Genomic DNA, 15,866 nt, shown 5'->3' with positions numbered 1-15,866 from the left:
TAAAAATAGATGAAAATATTAGTTGGAATTCTCATTGGATGGTTGTCATTGTACTTTTTTGCTATTGTAAAAAAGAATATAGGGCAAAAGAAAGGGATTAAATCAAAAGAGTATGCGAATCTAGCTTTTACAGCTAGATTAAGAGATTCCATTCGGCATATAATTTTCGAATATGACATTAAAAGGAAGAACAATGATTTTTTATTAAATATAAAGATTAAGGAAAAACTCATTATGCAGTTAATGCATAGAGCACATTTTCCTGAATTATGCCAATCGGAGTCAGACATTAATTTTGGTTTAGCATTATATATACCTGTGAATGGTTGGGAAAAAGAACAGGTTTTGAGACTTGATAAGATTGTTAGTGAAGAATCTGAGACGGTAAGAATGAGTAAAAGTGGGCAAATTGAATATTATGTAATCGATTTAGGCAAAAGAGTAAGGTTTAGCGGATATTTTCTCACAAGAATAATAAAAGAAGTTTTTGAAGCAGATGAAAATCAATTTAATTCATCCCTTTATTCAGAAGGAAATTTACCTTATCACTTGAATTAATAAAATTGTTAGGAAATAGAAATATTTGCATATTACTATACTAAAATTTCTTTTAATCTGAAGGACTTTTTATTAATTATGAAAAGTAAGGAATTGGGTAATGTTCCAAAATGTAACTTTCTTGTTCTACCATTATTTTAGGGCATTAATTAATTTTATTTTAGCAATATTAAGTGTCTATTTAAAAATTGGTTAGCTTAAAGCAACTTTAAATTCAACCAAAATTATCCTAATGCAACAAACCGTAACTAAAGTTCCAATTGACTGTAAATACTGCGATGGCAAATGCCATAAGAAGGGATTCAGGCATGGCTCTTATTAATATAGTTAGTTAATAGGAGCCATACAAATGGTGAAAGAATTGATGCCGGGTTTGTAAAAGTAACAAAAGCCGCCCGTGTGTATGATGAACGCAGCTATTACGGCCCGCACCAACGGTTGGAGCTCAGCATAGAAATTCCTGAAGATGGCATGCTGGTAGCTGAGCTGACCCACCAGGCAGATGAAGATGTGGAGATCTATTTTTATGATTGCAGGAAGGCTTTGAAGTGTTGCAGCGGATGGACTACTACCCTTTCGGGATGCCGATGGCGCACAGTTATAAAAACGATACCCGCAGCCAAAACCGCTACTGGTACAATGCCGGTAGCCGATATAACGACAGTACCGACCACTACCAGATGCATTACAGGCATTATGATGCTACTTTGGGCAGGTTCAACGTGGTGGATCCTTATGCCAATGAGTTTGCCAACTTAAGCCCTTACAATTATGGTGGCAATAACCCGATAATGTATAATGACCCAAGTGGGGGTAGAATGTATCCTACACCTCAAAGACTTGCTGAGTGGGCGGACGCTATAAGGGGAGGAAGTGGCGGTTTTAGACCTGGACCTACCCATTCTATTGGTCCTGGGAGTGGGAATCATTGGAGTGACGGATACAGATCAGTTGGTGGAAATGCCGCCATGATGAGTTCATCAACATTTAATAACTATTACGGTGTTAATAGTGGAAACAGATCAGATTTTGCTGCTAGTTTAGGGAAAGAAGGGTGGCTTGCCAAACAACAATCTTCTTTCTTCAATACAGGTAACCGCTACGAATGGTATGAAATAATAGAAGGTGGCGTTATAAAGGGCGGAGCTACATATGAAGAAGCTGTTATGGGACCATATCAAGACAATACTCGGTATTTTGATTTAATGGGCTATACAGCAGATCAAGTTGCAGTTCAAGGCATTTACTTAGGAGGGGTTTCCCAAGGAGTAGATATGTGGTATAATTCAAGGTTTGATAAAATAGTTAATGCTAAATTTACGGGTACTGTAGCCACAGCGAGAGCGACAGGTAACGCTGCAGATAAGGCATGGCTATTTGCTACTAAGCTTGGAAGCGGTGATGAAATGGTTAAATTAGCAAAAATTTCTAAAATAGCAGGACCTGTCGCTACCATTGCAGGGATGGGTGTTTCTGCGTATAAAATAGCATCTGGTCAAGGTAGTGGTTGGGACTATGCTGACATAGGAGTTAATGCAGCTGGCTTAGGCGCCTCTGCAGCTGTAACATTGGGACTTATTTCTAACCCAGTAGGATGGGTAATTGGTGCTGGGGTGCTCATTTATAATGGCTACAGAGTCTATCAAAGCTTTACACAAGAATAAATATATGATAATACCAAGAGTAAAGAATATTTTATGGTTAATAATTATAGCGTTTTTATCTATATCAATTATGCTATTGTTGAGTCCTTATTTTCTTAGTGATTGGAAAGTATGGAGTATGGCAATATTCTTGACATCATTTGCTTTAACTCTTCTATGGGGAATTGATTTTTCTCACTTAAATATTAAGTACGATAATCTAAATATTTTTCTAACTGGCTATTTTAATGGTAGAAATTTAAAGTTAAAATATAGTGAAATTAAAGGTTTTCAAATAGAAGAAAAGGTTGATCAGTATAACGGATTACATCAAGAAATTCAAATTGTAATGACAAATGGAAAAAAAATTTATCTTCCGAAAATAGCTTATGACGATTACAGTAAAGTTGAAATTTTCTGTCATGACAAATTTAAATTTTTGGGAATTAGAAAAATGAAGCATGGTGAATTTATAGGTAAATTAATTCCTGTTATGGGTTTAGTTTCAGGAATTCTATTTCTACTAGTCAGTATCATTAAACAATTTACGTGATTTGAAATCGTGAAATTAGATTATTAACCTAACTTTAACCAGTTGCAGGAAGGCTTTGAAGTGTTGCAACGGATGGACTACTACCCTTTCGGGATGCCGATGGCGCACAGTTACAAAAACGATCCCCGCAGCCAAAATCGTTACTGGTACAATGCCGGCAGCCGGTACAACGATAGCACCGGGCATTACCAGATGCACTATAGGCATTATGATGCCACGTTGGGCAGATTCAATTTGGTGGATCCGTATGCTAATGAGTTTGCCAACCTAAGCCCTTACAACTATGGAGGCAATAACCCAATTATGTTTAATGACCCGAGTGGTGGGAGGATGTATCCAAACCCTGACCATCTCAGATCGTGGAGAGAGTTAGCAAGTGGTGGTGGAGGCTTAGGCGGAGGTCCTATGCATTCTATTGGCCCGGGCAGTGGCAATCATTGGGCTGATGCTTACAGCAGTCAGATGAGAGATTATGCTTTTTCAAGTAGCAGATCCTTTGAAAATAAATGGGATATGAGTACGTTTGATTACCAGGTGAAAAATGCTTTGGAAAAATACGGTAGAGAAGCATGGCTTGCGCTTATGAGTTCTAAGTTCTTTTCTTCTGGCAACAGGTATAAATGGTATGAGCTTATTGAGGGAGGTACAGTTCAGGCAGATAGAATTAAAGTTAAAGAGTCATTCAATATGTTTGATTATTTTCCCGGAGGTAAATATTTTTGGAGTACACATATGGGGCAAGATTTAAAAAGCATGATTCCTTGTGATTGTCAACCATACGGAGAAACAATTATGACCTCAGGTAAAGGAGGAAATGGTTCCAGTACCACTGCTGAACGGTCTGGTATAATAGTTGACCCTATAACCAGAGCACTTCCGGATAAATGGTCTCTCAATGGTCTTGTTTCATGGTATAATCGAGCACGTGATCATTTTACATACACTGGTGAATCATGGCCTATAGATGAAATAAGCGGTGACACAATTTTTTATAATCAAAATGGTAACAGATCATATAATATTGGAGACACATTATTTTTAGTACATCCAAATATCAAAACAGGAGTTAATGATACATCAAAACAACATCGAACTGGTCAATATGAATATTGGTTTCCTAACTAGACATATTCTAATATTATGCGTATTAGTTCTCTTTGAATCTTGTACTTCAGTAGAGAAAGAGTATTATCCTTCAGGTAAGATTGCTTATGAATATAATATCGAAAATGGAAAAAAGGATGGTGTCGCATTAAAATACTACGAATCTGGAGAGTTAATGCAGAAAAGCAATTGGGCAGAGGGAGAAAAAGTAGGGAAATCATTTACTTATTATAAAAGTGGTGTAGAGAAATACATAGCCAATTTTGAAAATAATAAGCAAGACGGATGGACCTTTTATTATGATTCTTTAGGTAATTTAAGAGGAAAACAGGAATTTGTTGATGGTAATTTAGATGGTAAATTTGAGGAGTATTATGCTGATGGTACGGTTATGGCGAAAGGCACAAATAGCTTTAAAGGTGGTACTAAAAAGATTTACGAGTATTTTCCTAATGGAAAACCTAAAAGGTTTGTTTATGAAAGGAATGATAGCTTAATATATTTAAAGTCTTTAGATGAGACTGGAGATATTACAAATGCATATTTTACGATAAAGTTAAAAGCAGAAGATGAAAACCAACTTTGTTTTATCATAGACACTACCATAATACCAGAGGATGAACTTAGTGTTGAGGTTGTGTTCAATGAAACCTCTATAAATGGTAATAACTTAAAGTTTCGTGCAAAAGGCCGTAAAGTTTGTGTAGCTAAAGATAAGTTTAAAGATAAAGAAACGGTTAGTGGTCTGTTCTGTGAAGTTTTTACCGAAGATGAATCTTATCACGGTTGCAATAATTTTTCTTTTGATTTACAGTAATACTGAAATAACTAATAAATGGTCTCTTCTAAATTATTTGAGCCGCCATTATAGATCAATAATAATAATAGTTTCAAAATGTGATTTCAGCTAAGCAATCTTACATTTACCTTTAATCAAGTTTATCTTCTGAAATATGTATTACTATAAAACAGCATCAAACTAGTAAATATACAAATGGATATCTTCTTTAAGTGGCTATTACTAATATTCATAAAATTATTTTTAGGGTCATGTTCTCCAGTAGAAAAGAAATATTATTCTTCTGGTAAGATTGCTTATGAATATAATCTAGAAAATGGAAAAAAAGATGGTATTGCCTTAAAGTACTACGAATCTGGAGAATTAATGCAGAAAAGTAATTATATTAACGGAGTAAAAGTAGGGAAATCAATTACTTACTACAAAAATGGTAAAGAAAAATACAACGCTAATTTTGTGAATAACAAGCAACATGGTTGGGCTTTCTATTACGATTCTTTAGGTAATTTAATGGCTAAACAAAAGTTTGGGGAAGGGCATTTGGATGGCGAATTTGAAGAGTATTATACGAGTGGAGAGTTATTGTCGAAGGGTACTAATAATTATAAAAAGGCGACAAAAGTTATGTATGGTTATTTTCCTAATGGAGACCCAAGGGGCTATGTTTTTGAAAGAAATGATAGCTTGATTTATTCCAAAACCTTTAATGATGAAGGGTATATTATAAAAACTTATTATACAATAAGGATGAAAAAAGAGGATGATAATATGCTAAGTTTTGTCTTAGAGAAGTCAATAATACCAGAAGATGAAATTAGCGTTGAAGTGGTATTCAGGGAGAACACTATGAATGTCGATGAATTCAGGTTTCGTTCAGATGGCTATAAAGTTTGTGTAGCTAGAGATAGATTCAAAAACAAGGATTCCATAAGTGGTCGTTTCTGTGAGCTTATAAAAGAAGATCAATCTTATCAGGGTTGTAATGAATTTTCTTTTGATTTATAATAAAATAAAGAATAGCTTTTAGACTGTTCCTTTCATGAATTATCTGAGTTGGAAAAATGATTTCGTAATGTGATTTAAATTAAATAATGTTACATTTTAATTTAATTAATTTCAGCAGTTAAATCATTTTATACAAAAACAACATCGTACTGGTTAATATGAACTTTGGCTTCCTAACTAGACATATTCTAATATTATGCGTATTAGTTCTCTTTGAATCTTGTACTTTAGTAGAGAAAGAGTATTACCCTTCAGGTAATATTGCTTATGAATATAATATCGAAAATGGAAAAAAGAATGGTGTCGCATTAAAATACTACGAATCTGGAGAGTTAATGCAGAAAAGTAATTGGATAGAGGGAGAAAAAGTTGGTAAAGCTTTTATTTACTATAAAAATGGTAAAAAGAAGTATGTTGCTGAATTTGAAAACAGTAAACAACATGGATGGACCTTTTGTTATGATTCCCTAGGTAATTTAAGAGGAAAACAGGAATTTGTTGAAGGTAATTTACATGGGAAGTTTGAGGAATATTATATTAATGGTCAAATTTCTGTAAAGGGTAAGAATAATTTTAAAGAACGAACTAAAGTAAGTTATGAATATTATGAGAATGGAGACCATAAGAAATATGTGTTTCAACGAAACGATAGTTTAATCTATTATAAAACATATGATTCAGACGGGAAGATTATTGACACATACTTCACTATTAATATGAAAGAAGAGAATAATAAGATTTGCTTCATATTAGAAAAATCCATAATGCCTGAAGATAAACTAATGGTTGAAGTTTTAATTGATAAAGGAGATATAAACAGTGAAAAATTAAGCTATCGAGATGCTGGCTCGAAAGTGTGTATTGATACTGATAAATTTAAGAATAAAGAAAAGATAAAAGGCTATTTATGTGAGATTTTGAAAGATAATCTTTCAAGTCAAGGTTGTAATAAATTTTCTTTTGATTTATTATAAAATAAAGAATAGCTCAGCTACCTGTTCATGTAACTCACCTGAGTTGTCACTATACCTTAATTGTTACAAAACATAACTAAAACAGCCTTTACTTGTAGATTCTGCGATGACAAATACCATAAAAAGGGTATCAGACATGGCTCTTATTAATATAGTTAGTTAATAGGAGCCATACAAATGGAGAAAGAATTGATGCCGGGTTTGTAAAGGTAACAGAAGCTGCAAGGGTGCATGATGAACGCAGCTATTACGGCCCGCACCAACGGTTGGAGCTCAGTATAGAGATTCCTGAGGATGGCATGCTGGTAGCAGAGCTCACCCACCAGGCAGATGAAGATGTGGAGATCTATTTTGATGATTTTAGCTTTAACCAATTGCAGGAAGGCTTTGAAGTATTACAGCGCGTGGACTACTACCCTTTTGGGATGCCAATGGCTCACAGCTATAAAAACGATACCCGAAGCCAAAACCGCTACTGGTACAATGCCGGCAGCCGGTACAACGACAGCACCGGGCATTACCAAATGCACTACAGGCATTATGATGCTACTTTAGGCAGGTTCAATGTGGTAGATCCGTATGCCAATGAGTTTGCCAACTTAAGCCCTTACAACTATGGAGGCAATAACCCGATTATGTATAATGACCCGAGTGGTGGGAGGATGTATCCAAACCCTGACCATCTCAGATCGTGGAGAGAGTTAGCAAGCGGTGGCGGAGGCTTAGGCGGAGGTCCTATGCATTCTATAGGTCCGGGAAGCAATTATCATTGGAGTGACGGATTTAGAGGAAGCTATGGTGGCGGATCCTATGGCTCAGGCGGTGGCGGTGGAGCTGGGTACAGTGGAGGCAACCTTACTATTGATTTCAATAACATTGGCAGATGTGGTGGACAATGGAGCGCAGATGGAGGATACTCTGATTTCAGAAGCTCAATTGAAGCTGGTATTGCCTTTGCCTCTTATAACAGTTTGCATGGCTCTTGGGGAGCCACTATATTTGGTGATTACAATACTTTTGCTGACAGCTATAATGGAGGGGCCGGAGCTACGGTATTCATGCCTGAACGACAGGTAAATACGTACGGACCAGAATGTAATTGCTCTGGTGTAAATGGGAGGCCAGACCCTAATGCAGGAGTCGGTCTCTCATCAGGCGCAGAAAGTTTTATACCGGTTTGGGGAGCAGGAAGGGATGCTGTATATTGGGCTCAACAAGGTGATTATAGTAGGGCATTGGGGAATGGTGTTTTAGCTGTTTCGGATATTTTTCTGGTAAAAGCGGTAGGCACAGCCATTTCAAAAGGAGCATGGAAATTAGGAAGTCATACATGGAAGGCGACAAGAAAATGGTTAGGCAAAAAAGGGTATGCAAAGACAGGAGAACCTGTTCATCATTGGGCTGTCTCGCAAGCAACAGCGAAAAAGTACGGAGTAGAAAACCTAACGAATCAACCATGGAATTTAATGACATTTCCTAACCAAAGTTTGCACATGAGAGCAGGACATGGAATGCAATATTTAGGTCAGCCCGGTTATGGTTTATTAGGACAATTCTTGTTTGGTACTCCTGCGTGGGTAAAAGCAGCAGTTATATCAGTGGGAGGAAGAGCTATTAACTAAAAATTAGAATATGCGAATTAAATTGAATTATCCAGTATTTGCCTTTAGAAAAGATGATAATATGATCTATGTATTTTTTAATGATCGAGATTTAAAAGCTACAAATGAACAAATTTTTCATGAAATGAAATACAATGAAATAATACATATTGATTCTTTAGGGAATCAATATGAAATAATAGGGGCGTTTAAAGTTAAATATTTAGGATTGTGGGGGTTTAACCCTCTTTTGAAGGGCAGACAAATTCTAATTGAATTTGATTATTCATCTGAAGTTAGAAATGTTTCCTTAGAACATTTCAAAACAGATTTAGTAAATCGAATTAATAAGACATCGTCCATATGGAGAGCAGGATGGAACACAGACGAATTAAAAGAAAGGATTAAAAATGCTAATTCATTCAAAGAGATAGCAGAGCTTGTTAAGTAGTAAAGCAATCGAATAACTGACGCGATTCTTCTTAAAATTGATATCGTATAATTTCTATTTGAAAATTTTGTAATGGTCTTAATGTAGGTAATGCTTCAAAACGTAACTTTCTCGCATTATAATTATTTTTAGACATTAACTTATGTTTATTCTAGCAATATTAAGTATCTGTTTAAAAAGTGGTTAGCTTAAAGCTACTATAAATCAACCAAAATTACCTTAATGCAGCAAACCGTAACTTAAATAGCGATTGACTGTAAATACTGCGATGGCAAATGCCATAAAAATGGTATCAGACATGGCTCTTATTAATTAAATTAATAGGAGCCATATAAATGGAAAAAGAATTGATGCAGGGAGGGTTTGTAAAAGTGACAGAAGCCGCCCGTGTGTATGATGAACGGAGCTATTACGGCCCGCACCAAAGGTTGGAGCTTAGCATAGAAATTCCTGAGGATGGCATGCTGGTAGCGGAGCTGACCCACCAGGCAGACGAAGATGTGGAGATTTATTTTGATGATTTTAGTTTTAACCAATTGCAGGAAGGCTTTGAAGTGTTACAGCGCATGGACTACTACCCTTTCGGGATGCCGATGGCGCACAGCTATAAAAATGACACCCGCAGCCAAAACCGCTACTGGTACAATGCCGGTAGCCGGTATAACGACAGCACCGGGCATTACCAGATGCACTACAGGCATTATGATGCTACTTTGGGCAGGTTCAATGTGGTAGATCCGTATGCCAATGAGTTTGCCAACTTAAGCCCTTACAACTATGGAGGCAATAACCCGATTATGTATAATGACCCGAGTGGTGGGAGGATGTATCCAAACCCTGACCATCTCAGATCGTGGAGAGAGTTAGCAAGCGGTGGCGGAGGCTTAGGCGGAGGTCCTATGCATTCCATAGGTCCTGGTAGTGGATTCCATTGGAGTGATGGCTTTGGAGGAAGCTATGGTGGTGGATCCTATGGTTCCTCCGGAGGCGGAGGAGCTGGCTACAGTGGAGGCAACCTTACTATTGATTTCAATAACATTGGCAGATTTGGCGGACAATGGAGTGCTGATGGAGGCTATTCTGATTTTAGAAGCTCAATAGAAGCTGGTATTGCCTTTGCCTCTTACAATAGCTTGCATGGCTCTTGGGGAGCCACTATATTTGGTGATTACAATACTTTTGCTGACAGCTATAATGAAGGTGCCGGTGCTACGGTATTCATGCCTGAACGACAGGTAAATACGTACGGAAGGAAGTGTTTTAGTTGTAATTCGATGATTAACCAAAATGGGGGGACTACTCTACAAGCTGGCTTTGGTCCGGGAGATGAACTATGGAACACCATTTCTAATACTAATAATGGTGTAGGTTTTGTAGTTGGTGGAGCTTCTGAAAGTCTTGGGAAATATCTTCATGGTAGGGCTAATCCCTCCAATTTGGTTGGATGGAATAAAACCACGGGAACGAGTATAAAAACACTTCTCATAAAAGGTGCTGCTGTTAATCGTTCATTACTTAATGGTGCAGCAAATACTTTAAGAGTCGGGGGAGCTGTTTTAGGAGGGGTTGGAGTAGTAATGACTGGAGCCGAAATTATTTCCGGACAAAAAAGTTTAGTTGGTGAAGGCGGCTTAGACTTGATTATGGGAGGAGTTGCTTTTATTCCAGGTGGTGGATGGATCGTATCTGGTGCATATTTTGGTGGAAAAGCACTGTTAGAATATACAGGTAATGATTTTTGGAACAAAAAATAAGGTGGCAATGATGTGGTATTATTATTTAAATTACAGAATATATTTATTTTATGAAAGGAAGAAAGATAGCATGCCTGTATTCTTCTCTTTTTTAGCAACAACCACATTAATATCGATCAACATTTTAACATTGGTGGCTATTCTTAGTTTTACATATCCCATTTTTAAAAATATCAATAAGACTCATGCACTTACGTTGATGGGGCTATGTTCCATTTTTAATTATCTTATACTTTATAGAAAAAAGATTTACGAAGATGTTTTTTCAGATTTCAATAAAACTTCTGACAACTATAATGGTTGGAATAAATCAGTTCTAATTTATATAATTGGATCAATAGTGGCCTTTTTAGTAGTTCTAGCAATAGCAGACTATCGGCATGATGGGCACTTTTAGAAACAGAAATAAATTAAAAGCCTCTGCTCTCACGTTATTTTTTTTTCCAACAAGTAAGTCGAAAGTTTTATTTGAGAAGTTGATGGAAAATATGTGACTAGACAAGCAGTTAAAAATCCAATATAGTAAGGGTAAAGAATTTGAGGCTCTGGCAAATCCGAGGGTGAGTGCCATGATAAGAGGAAAAGGAATAGATAGAGCATTCAGAGAAGGGGCAAGAAACAATTGGATTTTAAATCCTACACAACGTGTGGGGCTGATAAAGATTAATCCTACCAACCGGGGAGCCGATATGGTGGGTAAAGGGTTACTCAATGGTACATGGTGGGATGTTACAACTCATGGAGCCTGGCAGATGCATGTAAAAAAATATGGCTCAGGTGGAATAGGTTTATTTTATTAAAAGTATTACAAGAATGGCAGGAAAAGACCTTATCAAGAGATGGGATTCTGATGAAATGAAGATTTTACGAAGTAAGGTGCTTAAATACATTAGATCAAATAAGCCCTTTGATGGACTAGGTTTAGGTAAAATTGCAGGGCGATGGGACCTGCGAGGAATAAGATTTCCAAAACCTAAAAAGAAGGAAAAATTAAAAGTAAATGGCGGTGATTTGGATCTTAAAAAGAGAACTTACAATCTTGCAAATGTGAGCTTACATAGTATTGATTTTTCATATGCGGATATAAGTGAATGTGTTTTTGTAAAATGTACAATAGAAAATTGCATTTTTGAATCATCTATCTTAAAAAATATTGAGTGTGTTGCATGTAATTTTTCCAATGGTAGTTTTATAAAAACTAATTTATCAAATTCATCTCTTGCTCTTAATCGAGGTGTGGATTCTGGTTCCTTTAAAAATATTGAATTCATAGAATCAAATTTGTCTAAGGTAAGTTTCAGGTTTCCTGTTATTGACAATTGTAAATTTATTAATTGTAAACTTTACGAAGTTAATTTTGATGGGAGTAGATTCAGTAATAGTAAGTTTATAGGAAAATTTGAATCTGGTTGGATAAATGGATATTCTAGGTATGCTTCTAAATCTCTCTTTGGTATTTTTAATAGGGTAAATCCTTATGATTATCCAAACCTAATGAAGAATGTTGATTTTTTAGAGGCCGAACTCGAAGATGTTTTATTTAACTATAAAGTAGATTTAAGGGATTGTAAGTTTCAGGAAAGAGGGGATTTTATTATTGTGAAAAATTTACCAACAACGTATATAAAGGCAAGAGAAATAATTGAAAAAGATTGGTCACGAGAAGATAAACGTCAGGGTCTTTTTTTGATAGATAACTTCTATAACAGTGAGATGAAAAACGGGATGCCAATGGATTATATTGACACAAGTTATAACAAGCATCTAGGCAGAGATTTTCAAAAGATTTTTTTTGATCTGATCGAATCAATAGATTCAGAGTTACTGAATCAGTAGACAATGCAGCAAAGATTGATCAACCGCTGGAAAAGCCAAGAAGGAAAGTATCTCCTATCAGAGGTATTGTCAAAACTATCTTGTAATAAATCCCTTGATACTATTAAAGGATTGGAAAAATATGCTGGGCGCTGGGATTTAAGAGGGGCACCCTTATCAACTCTCAAAAGTGAAAGAAAAATAGAAGGAGAAGGTACTAGCTTTACTCAAAAATATGGAAGTCTAAAGCTTAAGAACATTCATGTTGAATCTATTGATTTTTCATATGCAGATATAAGTTACTCATGGTGGCAACAATGTAGGGTAAACAATTGTATATTTGAAGGGACCAAAGCAAAAGAACTTCAAATCTATGCGTCTGATTTTTTCAATTGTACTTTTAGAAACACTAGCTTTAATTACTCATTTCTTAATAACAATCTAGGTAAAAATTCAGGGTCATATAAAAGGGTAAATTTCATAGAATGTGATTTAAAGGAATGTATATTTAGTTTTCCGGAAATTGAGAACTGTATATTTGAGAATTGTAACCTGATGGCTACAAACTTTGATGGGAGTCGTTTTAAACATTGCAAGTTTATAGGGAAAGTAGACTCTCCCTGGTTTAGTGGTTATTCTACAACGGCTCAAAAGTCAATATTTTGGATTTTTAATCGCGTGAATCCTAAAGATTATCCAAACCTTATGCAAAATGTAGATTTTTCAGAAGCGGATTTAATTGGAGTGAGTTTTATTAATGAGATCGACTTAAGCCAATGTGTTTTTCCGAAAGATGATGAAAAATATATTGTAGTAAGAAATTTAAAAAAAGTATATCACACAGTAGAAAGACTTATGAGAGAAAAATGGGACACGAATGAACTGAGAAAAGGTGTTTCATTGCTAAATAATCTATATTTCACAAAAGACCGTCAGAATCAAAATATAGATTTTATAGATAAGAAGATAATGGTATTCAGTGATGAGAAAAGTGATTTTGGTGAAAAATTTTTCTCCTTAATCAAGGAAACGAATAAGAAAGTTAATAGTTAGAAGATAATTGACTCAATCATCTTATTTTAATGAATAACGAAGAATTGATCAATAATAAATTTAAGGAATCGGTTCAAGGAATTGACGAATCGACACTTTCAAAAGAGGAGTTCTGGTATAAATATGTTATTAACCTTCCCATACATTTAAGGATAGTTTACACAATATTTATTCTTCATCAACAAGTATTAAATGGAGGATTTCATCAATATTTTTTAAATGGCTACGGCCTATTTGGATATTTGACTTTAGACGCTTTAGCAACTATCAATGCAGACTTCACAAGAAACCAGCTAAAAGAAGCTTTAGAAAAAGTAAATAGTGAAGGTTTAGATGTCGAAACATTTAGAAAAAAAGTATTTAAAAAGGAAATTGACAAGATTACAAACTTTGATGAAGGCTTATGTGATTTTTTAGAGATGTGCGATGACAAGTTTTATGAAACAGAACAAAGTCTATTAAATTTATTGGGGCTATATCTAATGAATAATCCATGACGGATTGGTGAGGTAACTGATCCATCAAATTTTATATTTATTTTATGCAAACACTAAAAAGAATAGAGGCGAAGAGTTGAAAGACTTTGTAGTTCAAAGAGTAATCTGTATCATATTTTATGCTGCTGCCTAGTAAAAATGAAATTAATCGACTTAATAAACAATATTTATACCATAAATGAAGAACTAATAATCTTTCAAAAGGATTTGGAGAATTTTAATTCTGATATTCTACTATAAACAGCAAGTTAAGGTGATGGAGGAATGAAAGAAGAAGGGGGGGCTACCTAATCGAAGTTTTTTTAGCTAAAGAATTTATAACAGATTGGACTACAAATCTAGCTTATGAACCAATAGATTTTGAAAAAGCAAAACGGTTGTATGAATATGCAATAAATGATGCGTAAGAAAAGAGGTTAAATGAAATTAGTCGAATTAGTAAGATATCTCAACGAAACTGAAAAGTTACACAAGCTCTATCAAGACTTGGATTTAAATAATCAATCTGAAGCATTATTAATACATTTAAAAGATACCTTAGACTTAGAATCCGAAATCTCTATTTTTACCATAGAAGAAACAGAAGACGACATTGTTTTTGTTAAAGGTGGCGTCAAATATATTCAATTGTTTCCGTTGGATTATGCTATTGAACTTATAGAATCCGACTTAGATATGAAAAACAAGGGATATTCTGATTTAAAAGTAGCACAAAGACTTTTAGAGTACAGAAAAAAAGATGCTTAATAAAATGGCAACTTGGTATGTAGCAGAATTAAAAGAAAAAGTTCATACTTTCAATCCATTTAAATAGATAGCTGAACTTCCTAAGTAAAGAATCAAGTTTTAATATGTGTGTTGTGTATACTTTTGTGAGGCCTAGATCTTATATATGAATCTTTTAATTTGTAGATTATAACCTAGATTATGCAAGTCATCTTTTTATTCAGATGGTTCTACTTATGGAAGAGGAACTTATTCTTTGGAATGTAAAGAAGGTATGACCAATTTTACGAATACCAATCATGCATTAAATATTGCTGCAGGCCTTTATGGAGCTTTAGAAGGCCTTAGTTCCAGTCAGGGTTATTGGTGGGGAGAGAATAGGAAGTACTACAAAACTAGTTGGGGTGGTAATCAATATACTGGAAGTAGAGCAGGCGCGTTAAAGGCTGCTAATAATTATAAAATCGCAGGAAAAGCTACTATAGTTGGTTCCGTTCTTCTAGGAGGATATATAACTTATGAGGGTTATGTAGCAGATGGAGGTAAGTTTGGTTACAATGCACAAAGGGCAGCAGCGAGTAATGTAGCAGGCATAGGCTTTGGCATAGCAGGTGCTAAAGCTGGAGCTTTAATAGGTGCTTCATTTGGAACCGCATTTGGAGGTTTTGGTGCAGTTCCCAGTGTAGTTATTGGTGGCGTAATTGGAGGTTTTGGACTGGGTGTAGGTGGAAGCTATTTAGGTAGTTATTTAGGAGAAAGTGTAGTAGATTATTATCATAAACGTTAATTTACTTGAAAATGATCAGAAAATTTGAACTCTGGCTAAATATTATACATTTCTGCTTATATAAAGTGGATTGTAAGCTTCACATGTTTTCTAATAAAGTAAATCCCTTAGTTCTTCTAGGTAAGATTCCAGCAGTAAAGCGGAAATTTGAAGAGCAAGGAACGACTTTGTTAGATACAACAAATAAAATTTGGGCCGATAAAAGATTTGGTTTTGGTATAATGATATCTGGTAGTGGGTTAGTAATTAGTTTAGCCTTTTTGTTATGGGGCTTGGTAACTGTATCTGCAAGTTTTTTTAATATTTATTTTTATATCCAGTTATTTCATGTGGTAGCCTATGGTGCTATTGCTTATTTAATATGTCACTTGTTAGTGTTTAAGAATAATAAATATATAAAATACTTCAAAAAACTGGATAAGCGACCTAAAGAAAAAAAATGGAAGTATGCTATATTCTCTATTTTATTTGTAATAGGGTGCGTAGCTCTGTGGTTATTTAGTTTTCAATTCTTGCCTAACCGATAGATATAAAAAAGCATCAATC

General features: G+C 35.1%; 17 protein-coding genes. All 17 read left to right on the top strand.

Going from position 1 to position 15,866, the window contains the following annotated elements; genetic code table 11:
* The first annotated feature begins 9 nt into the window (after positions 1-9).
* Positions 10-558: a hypothetical protein gene (locus tag IEV85_RS09665; protein ID WP_188462717.1), complete on the top strand. Its 549-nt coding sequence runs from the start codon at positions 10-12 to the stop codon at positions 556-558.
* A gap of 560 nt (positions 559-1,118) precedes the next feature.
* Positions 1,119-2,222, top strand: a complete 1,104-nt coding sequence (locus IEV85_RS09660; protein ID WP_188462715.1) for an RHS repeat-associated core domain-containing protein — start codon at positions 1,119-1,121, stop codon at positions 2,220-2,222.
* A gap of 4 nt (positions 2,223-2,226) precedes the next feature.
* Complete coding sequence (locus IEV85_RS09655) at positions 2,227-2,754, top strand: hypothetical protein (protein ID WP_188462713.1); 528 nt, start codon at positions 2,227-2,229, stop codon at positions 2,752-2,754.
* A 42-nt stretch (positions 2,755-2,796) separates the two neighbouring features.
* Positions 2,797-3,879, top strand: coding sequence for an RHS repeat-associated core domain-containing protein (locus IEV85_RS09650; RefSeq protein WP_229712551.1), 1,083 nt, complete (start codon positions 2,797-2,799; stop codon positions 3,877-3,879).
* Positions 3,857-4,675: a toxin-antitoxin system YwqK family antitoxin gene (locus tag IEV85_RS09645; protein ID WP_188462709.1), complete on the top strand. Its 819-nt coding sequence runs from the start codon at positions 3,857-3,859 to the stop codon at positions 4,673-4,675. Before IEV85_RS09650 ends, IEV85_RS09645 begins: the two co-directional genes overlap by 23 nt.
* Before the next feature lie 177 nt (positions 4,676-4,852).
* Positions 4,853-5,662: a toxin-antitoxin system YwqK family antitoxin gene (locus tag IEV85_RS09640; RefSeq protein ID WP_188462707.1), complete on the top strand. Its 810-nt coding sequence runs from the start codon at positions 4,853-4,855 to the stop codon at positions 5,660-5,662.
* Positions 5,663-5,820: 158 nt separating this feature from the next.
* Positions 5,821-6,636 (top strand): toxin-antitoxin system YwqK family antitoxin, encoded by an 816-nt coding sequence (locus IEV85_RS09635; protein WP_188462705.1) that lies wholly within the window; start codon positions 5,821-5,823, stop codon positions 6,634-6,636.
* Positions 6,637-6,863: 227 nt separating this feature from the next.
* Entirely contained in the window at positions 6,864-8,258 is a 1,395-nt protein-coding gene (locus IEV85_RS09630) for an RHS repeat-associated core domain-containing protein (RefSeq protein ID WP_188462703.1), read from the top strand.
* A gap of 10 nt (positions 8,259-8,268) precedes the next feature.
* The gene (locus IEV85_RS09625) at positions 8,269-8,688 is read left to right on the top strand and encodes a hypothetical protein (protein WP_188462701.1); all 420 of its coding nucleotides are present in this window, start codon (positions 8,269-8,271) and stop codon (positions 8,686-8,688) included.
* A gap of 335 nt (positions 8,689-9,023) precedes the next feature.
* Positions 9,024-10,442 (top strand): RHS repeat-associated core domain-containing protein, encoded by a 1,419-nt coding sequence (locus tag IEV85_RS09620; RefSeq protein WP_188462699.1) that lies wholly within the window; start codon positions 9,024-9,026, stop codon positions 10,440-10,442.
* Positions 10,443-11,011: 569 nt separating this feature from the next.
* Entirely contained in the window at positions 11,012-11,242 is a 231-nt protein-coding gene (locus IEV85_RS09615; protein WP_188462697.1) for a hypothetical protein, read from the top strand.
* A gap of 13 nt (positions 11,243-11,255) precedes the next feature.
* Positions 11,256-12,278, top strand: a complete 1,023-nt coding sequence (locus IEV85_RS09610) for a pentapeptide repeat-containing protein (RefSeq protein WP_188462695.1) — start codon at positions 11,256-11,258, stop codon at positions 12,276-12,278.
* Positions 12,279-12,281: 3 nt separating this feature from the next.
* Positions 12,282-13,310: a pentapeptide repeat-containing protein gene (locus tag IEV85_RS09605; RefSeq protein WP_188462693.1), complete on the top strand. Its 1,029-nt coding sequence runs from the start codon at positions 12,282-12,284 to the stop codon at positions 13,308-13,310.
* A 29-nt stretch (positions 13,311-13,339) separates the two neighbouring features.
* A complete protein-coding gene (locus tag IEV85_RS09600; protein WP_188462691.1) occupies positions 13,340-13,807 on the top strand; it encodes a DMP19 family protein in 468 nt (155 codons plus the stop codon).
* A gap of 420 nt (positions 13,808-14,227) precedes the next feature.
* Positions 14,228-14,554, top strand: coding sequence for a hypothetical protein (locus IEV85_RS09595; RefSeq protein WP_188462689.1), 327 nt, complete (start codon positions 14,228-14,230; stop codon positions 14,552-14,554).
* A gap of 253 nt (positions 14,555-14,807) precedes the next feature.
* Positions 14,808-15,320 carry a hypothetical protein gene (locus IEV85_RS09590; RefSeq protein ID WP_188462687.1) on the top strand — a complete coding sequence of 171 codons (513 nt, stop codon included), beginning with the start codon at positions 14,808-14,810 and terminating at the stop codon, positions 15,318-15,320.
* A gap of 11 nt (positions 15,321-15,331) precedes the next feature.
* Positions 15,332-15,847, top strand: a complete 516-nt coding sequence (locus tag IEV85_RS09585) for a hypothetical protein (protein ID WP_188462685.1) — start codon at positions 15,332-15,334, stop codon at positions 15,845-15,847.
* Positions 15,848-15,866 lie beyond the last annotated feature (19 nt).

This window comes from Marivirga lumbricoides (assembly GCF_014636295.1).
GTDB classification, from domain to species: Bacteria; Bacteroidota; Bacteroidia; order Cytophagales; family Cyclobacteriaceae; genus Marivirga; species Marivirga lumbricoides.
The sequence above is the reverse complement of the archived record's forward strand: the minus strand, read 5'-3'. Positions and strand labels throughout refer to the sequence as shown.

What these genes read in the sequence shown, in the direction of transcription:
- IEV85_RS09600 (WP_188462691.1), top strand. Translation starts at nt 13,340, where the DNA reads ATGAATAACGAAGAATTGATCAATAATAAATTTAAGGAATCGGTTCAA.
- IEV85_RS09635 (WP_188462705.1), top strand. Translation starts at nt 5,821, where the DNA reads ATGAACTTTGGCTTCCTAACTAGACATATTCTAATATTATGCGTATTA.
- IEV85_RS09615 (WP_188462697.1), top strand. Translation starts at nt 11,012, where the DNA reads ATGATAAGAGGAAAAGGAATAGATAGAGCATTCAGAGAAGGGGCAAGA.
- IEV85_RS09655 (WP_188462713.1), top strand. Translation starts at nt 2,227, where the DNA reads ATGATAATACCAAGAGTAAAGAATATTTTATGGTTAATAATTATAGCG.
- IEV85_RS09595 (WP_188462689.1), top strand. Translation starts at nt 14,228, where the DNA reads ATGAAATTAGTCGAATTAGTAAGATATCTCAACGAAACTGAAAAGTTA.
- IEV85_RS09660 (WP_188462715.1), top strand. Translation starts at nt 1,119, where the DNA reads ATGGACTACTACCCTTTCGGGATGCCGATGGCGCACAGTTATAAAAAC.
- IEV85_RS09610 (WP_188462695.1), top strand. Translation starts at nt 11,256, where the DNA reads ATGGCAGGAAAAGACCTTATCAAGAGATGGGATTCTGATGAAATGAAG.
- IEV85_RS09645 (WP_188462709.1), top strand. Translation starts at nt 3,857, where the DNA reads ATGAATATTGGTTTCCTAACTAGACATATTCTAATATTATGCGTATTA.
- IEV85_RS09640 (WP_188462707.1), top strand. Translation starts at nt 4,853, where the DNA reads ATGGATATCTTCTTTAAGTGGCTATTACTAATATTCATAAAATTATTT.
- IEV85_RS09625 (WP_188462701.1), top strand. Translation starts at nt 8,269, where the DNA reads ATGCGAATTAAATTGAATTATCCAGTATTTGCCTTTAGAAAAGATGAT.
- IEV85_RS09590 (WP_188462687.1), top strand. Translation starts at nt 14,808, where the DNA reads ATGACCAATTTTACGAATACCAATCATGCATTAAATATTGCTGCAGGC.
- IEV85_RS09605 (WP_188462693.1), top strand. Translation starts at nt 12,282, where the DNA reads ATGCAGCAAAGATTGATCAACCGCTGGAAAAGCCAAGAAGGAAAGTAT.
- IEV85_RS09620 (WP_188462699.1), top strand. Translation starts at nt 9,024, where the DNA reads ATGGAAAAAGAATTGATGCAGGGAGGGTTTGTAAAAGTGACAGAAGCC.
- IEV85_RS09585 (WP_188462685.1), top strand. Translation starts at nt 15,332, where the DNA reads ATGATCAGAAAATTTGAACTCTGGCTAAATATTATACATTTCTGCTTA.
- IEV85_RS09665 (WP_188462717.1), top strand. Translation starts at nt 10, where the DNA reads ATGAAAATATTAGTTGGAATTCTCATTGGATGGTTGTCATTGTACTTT.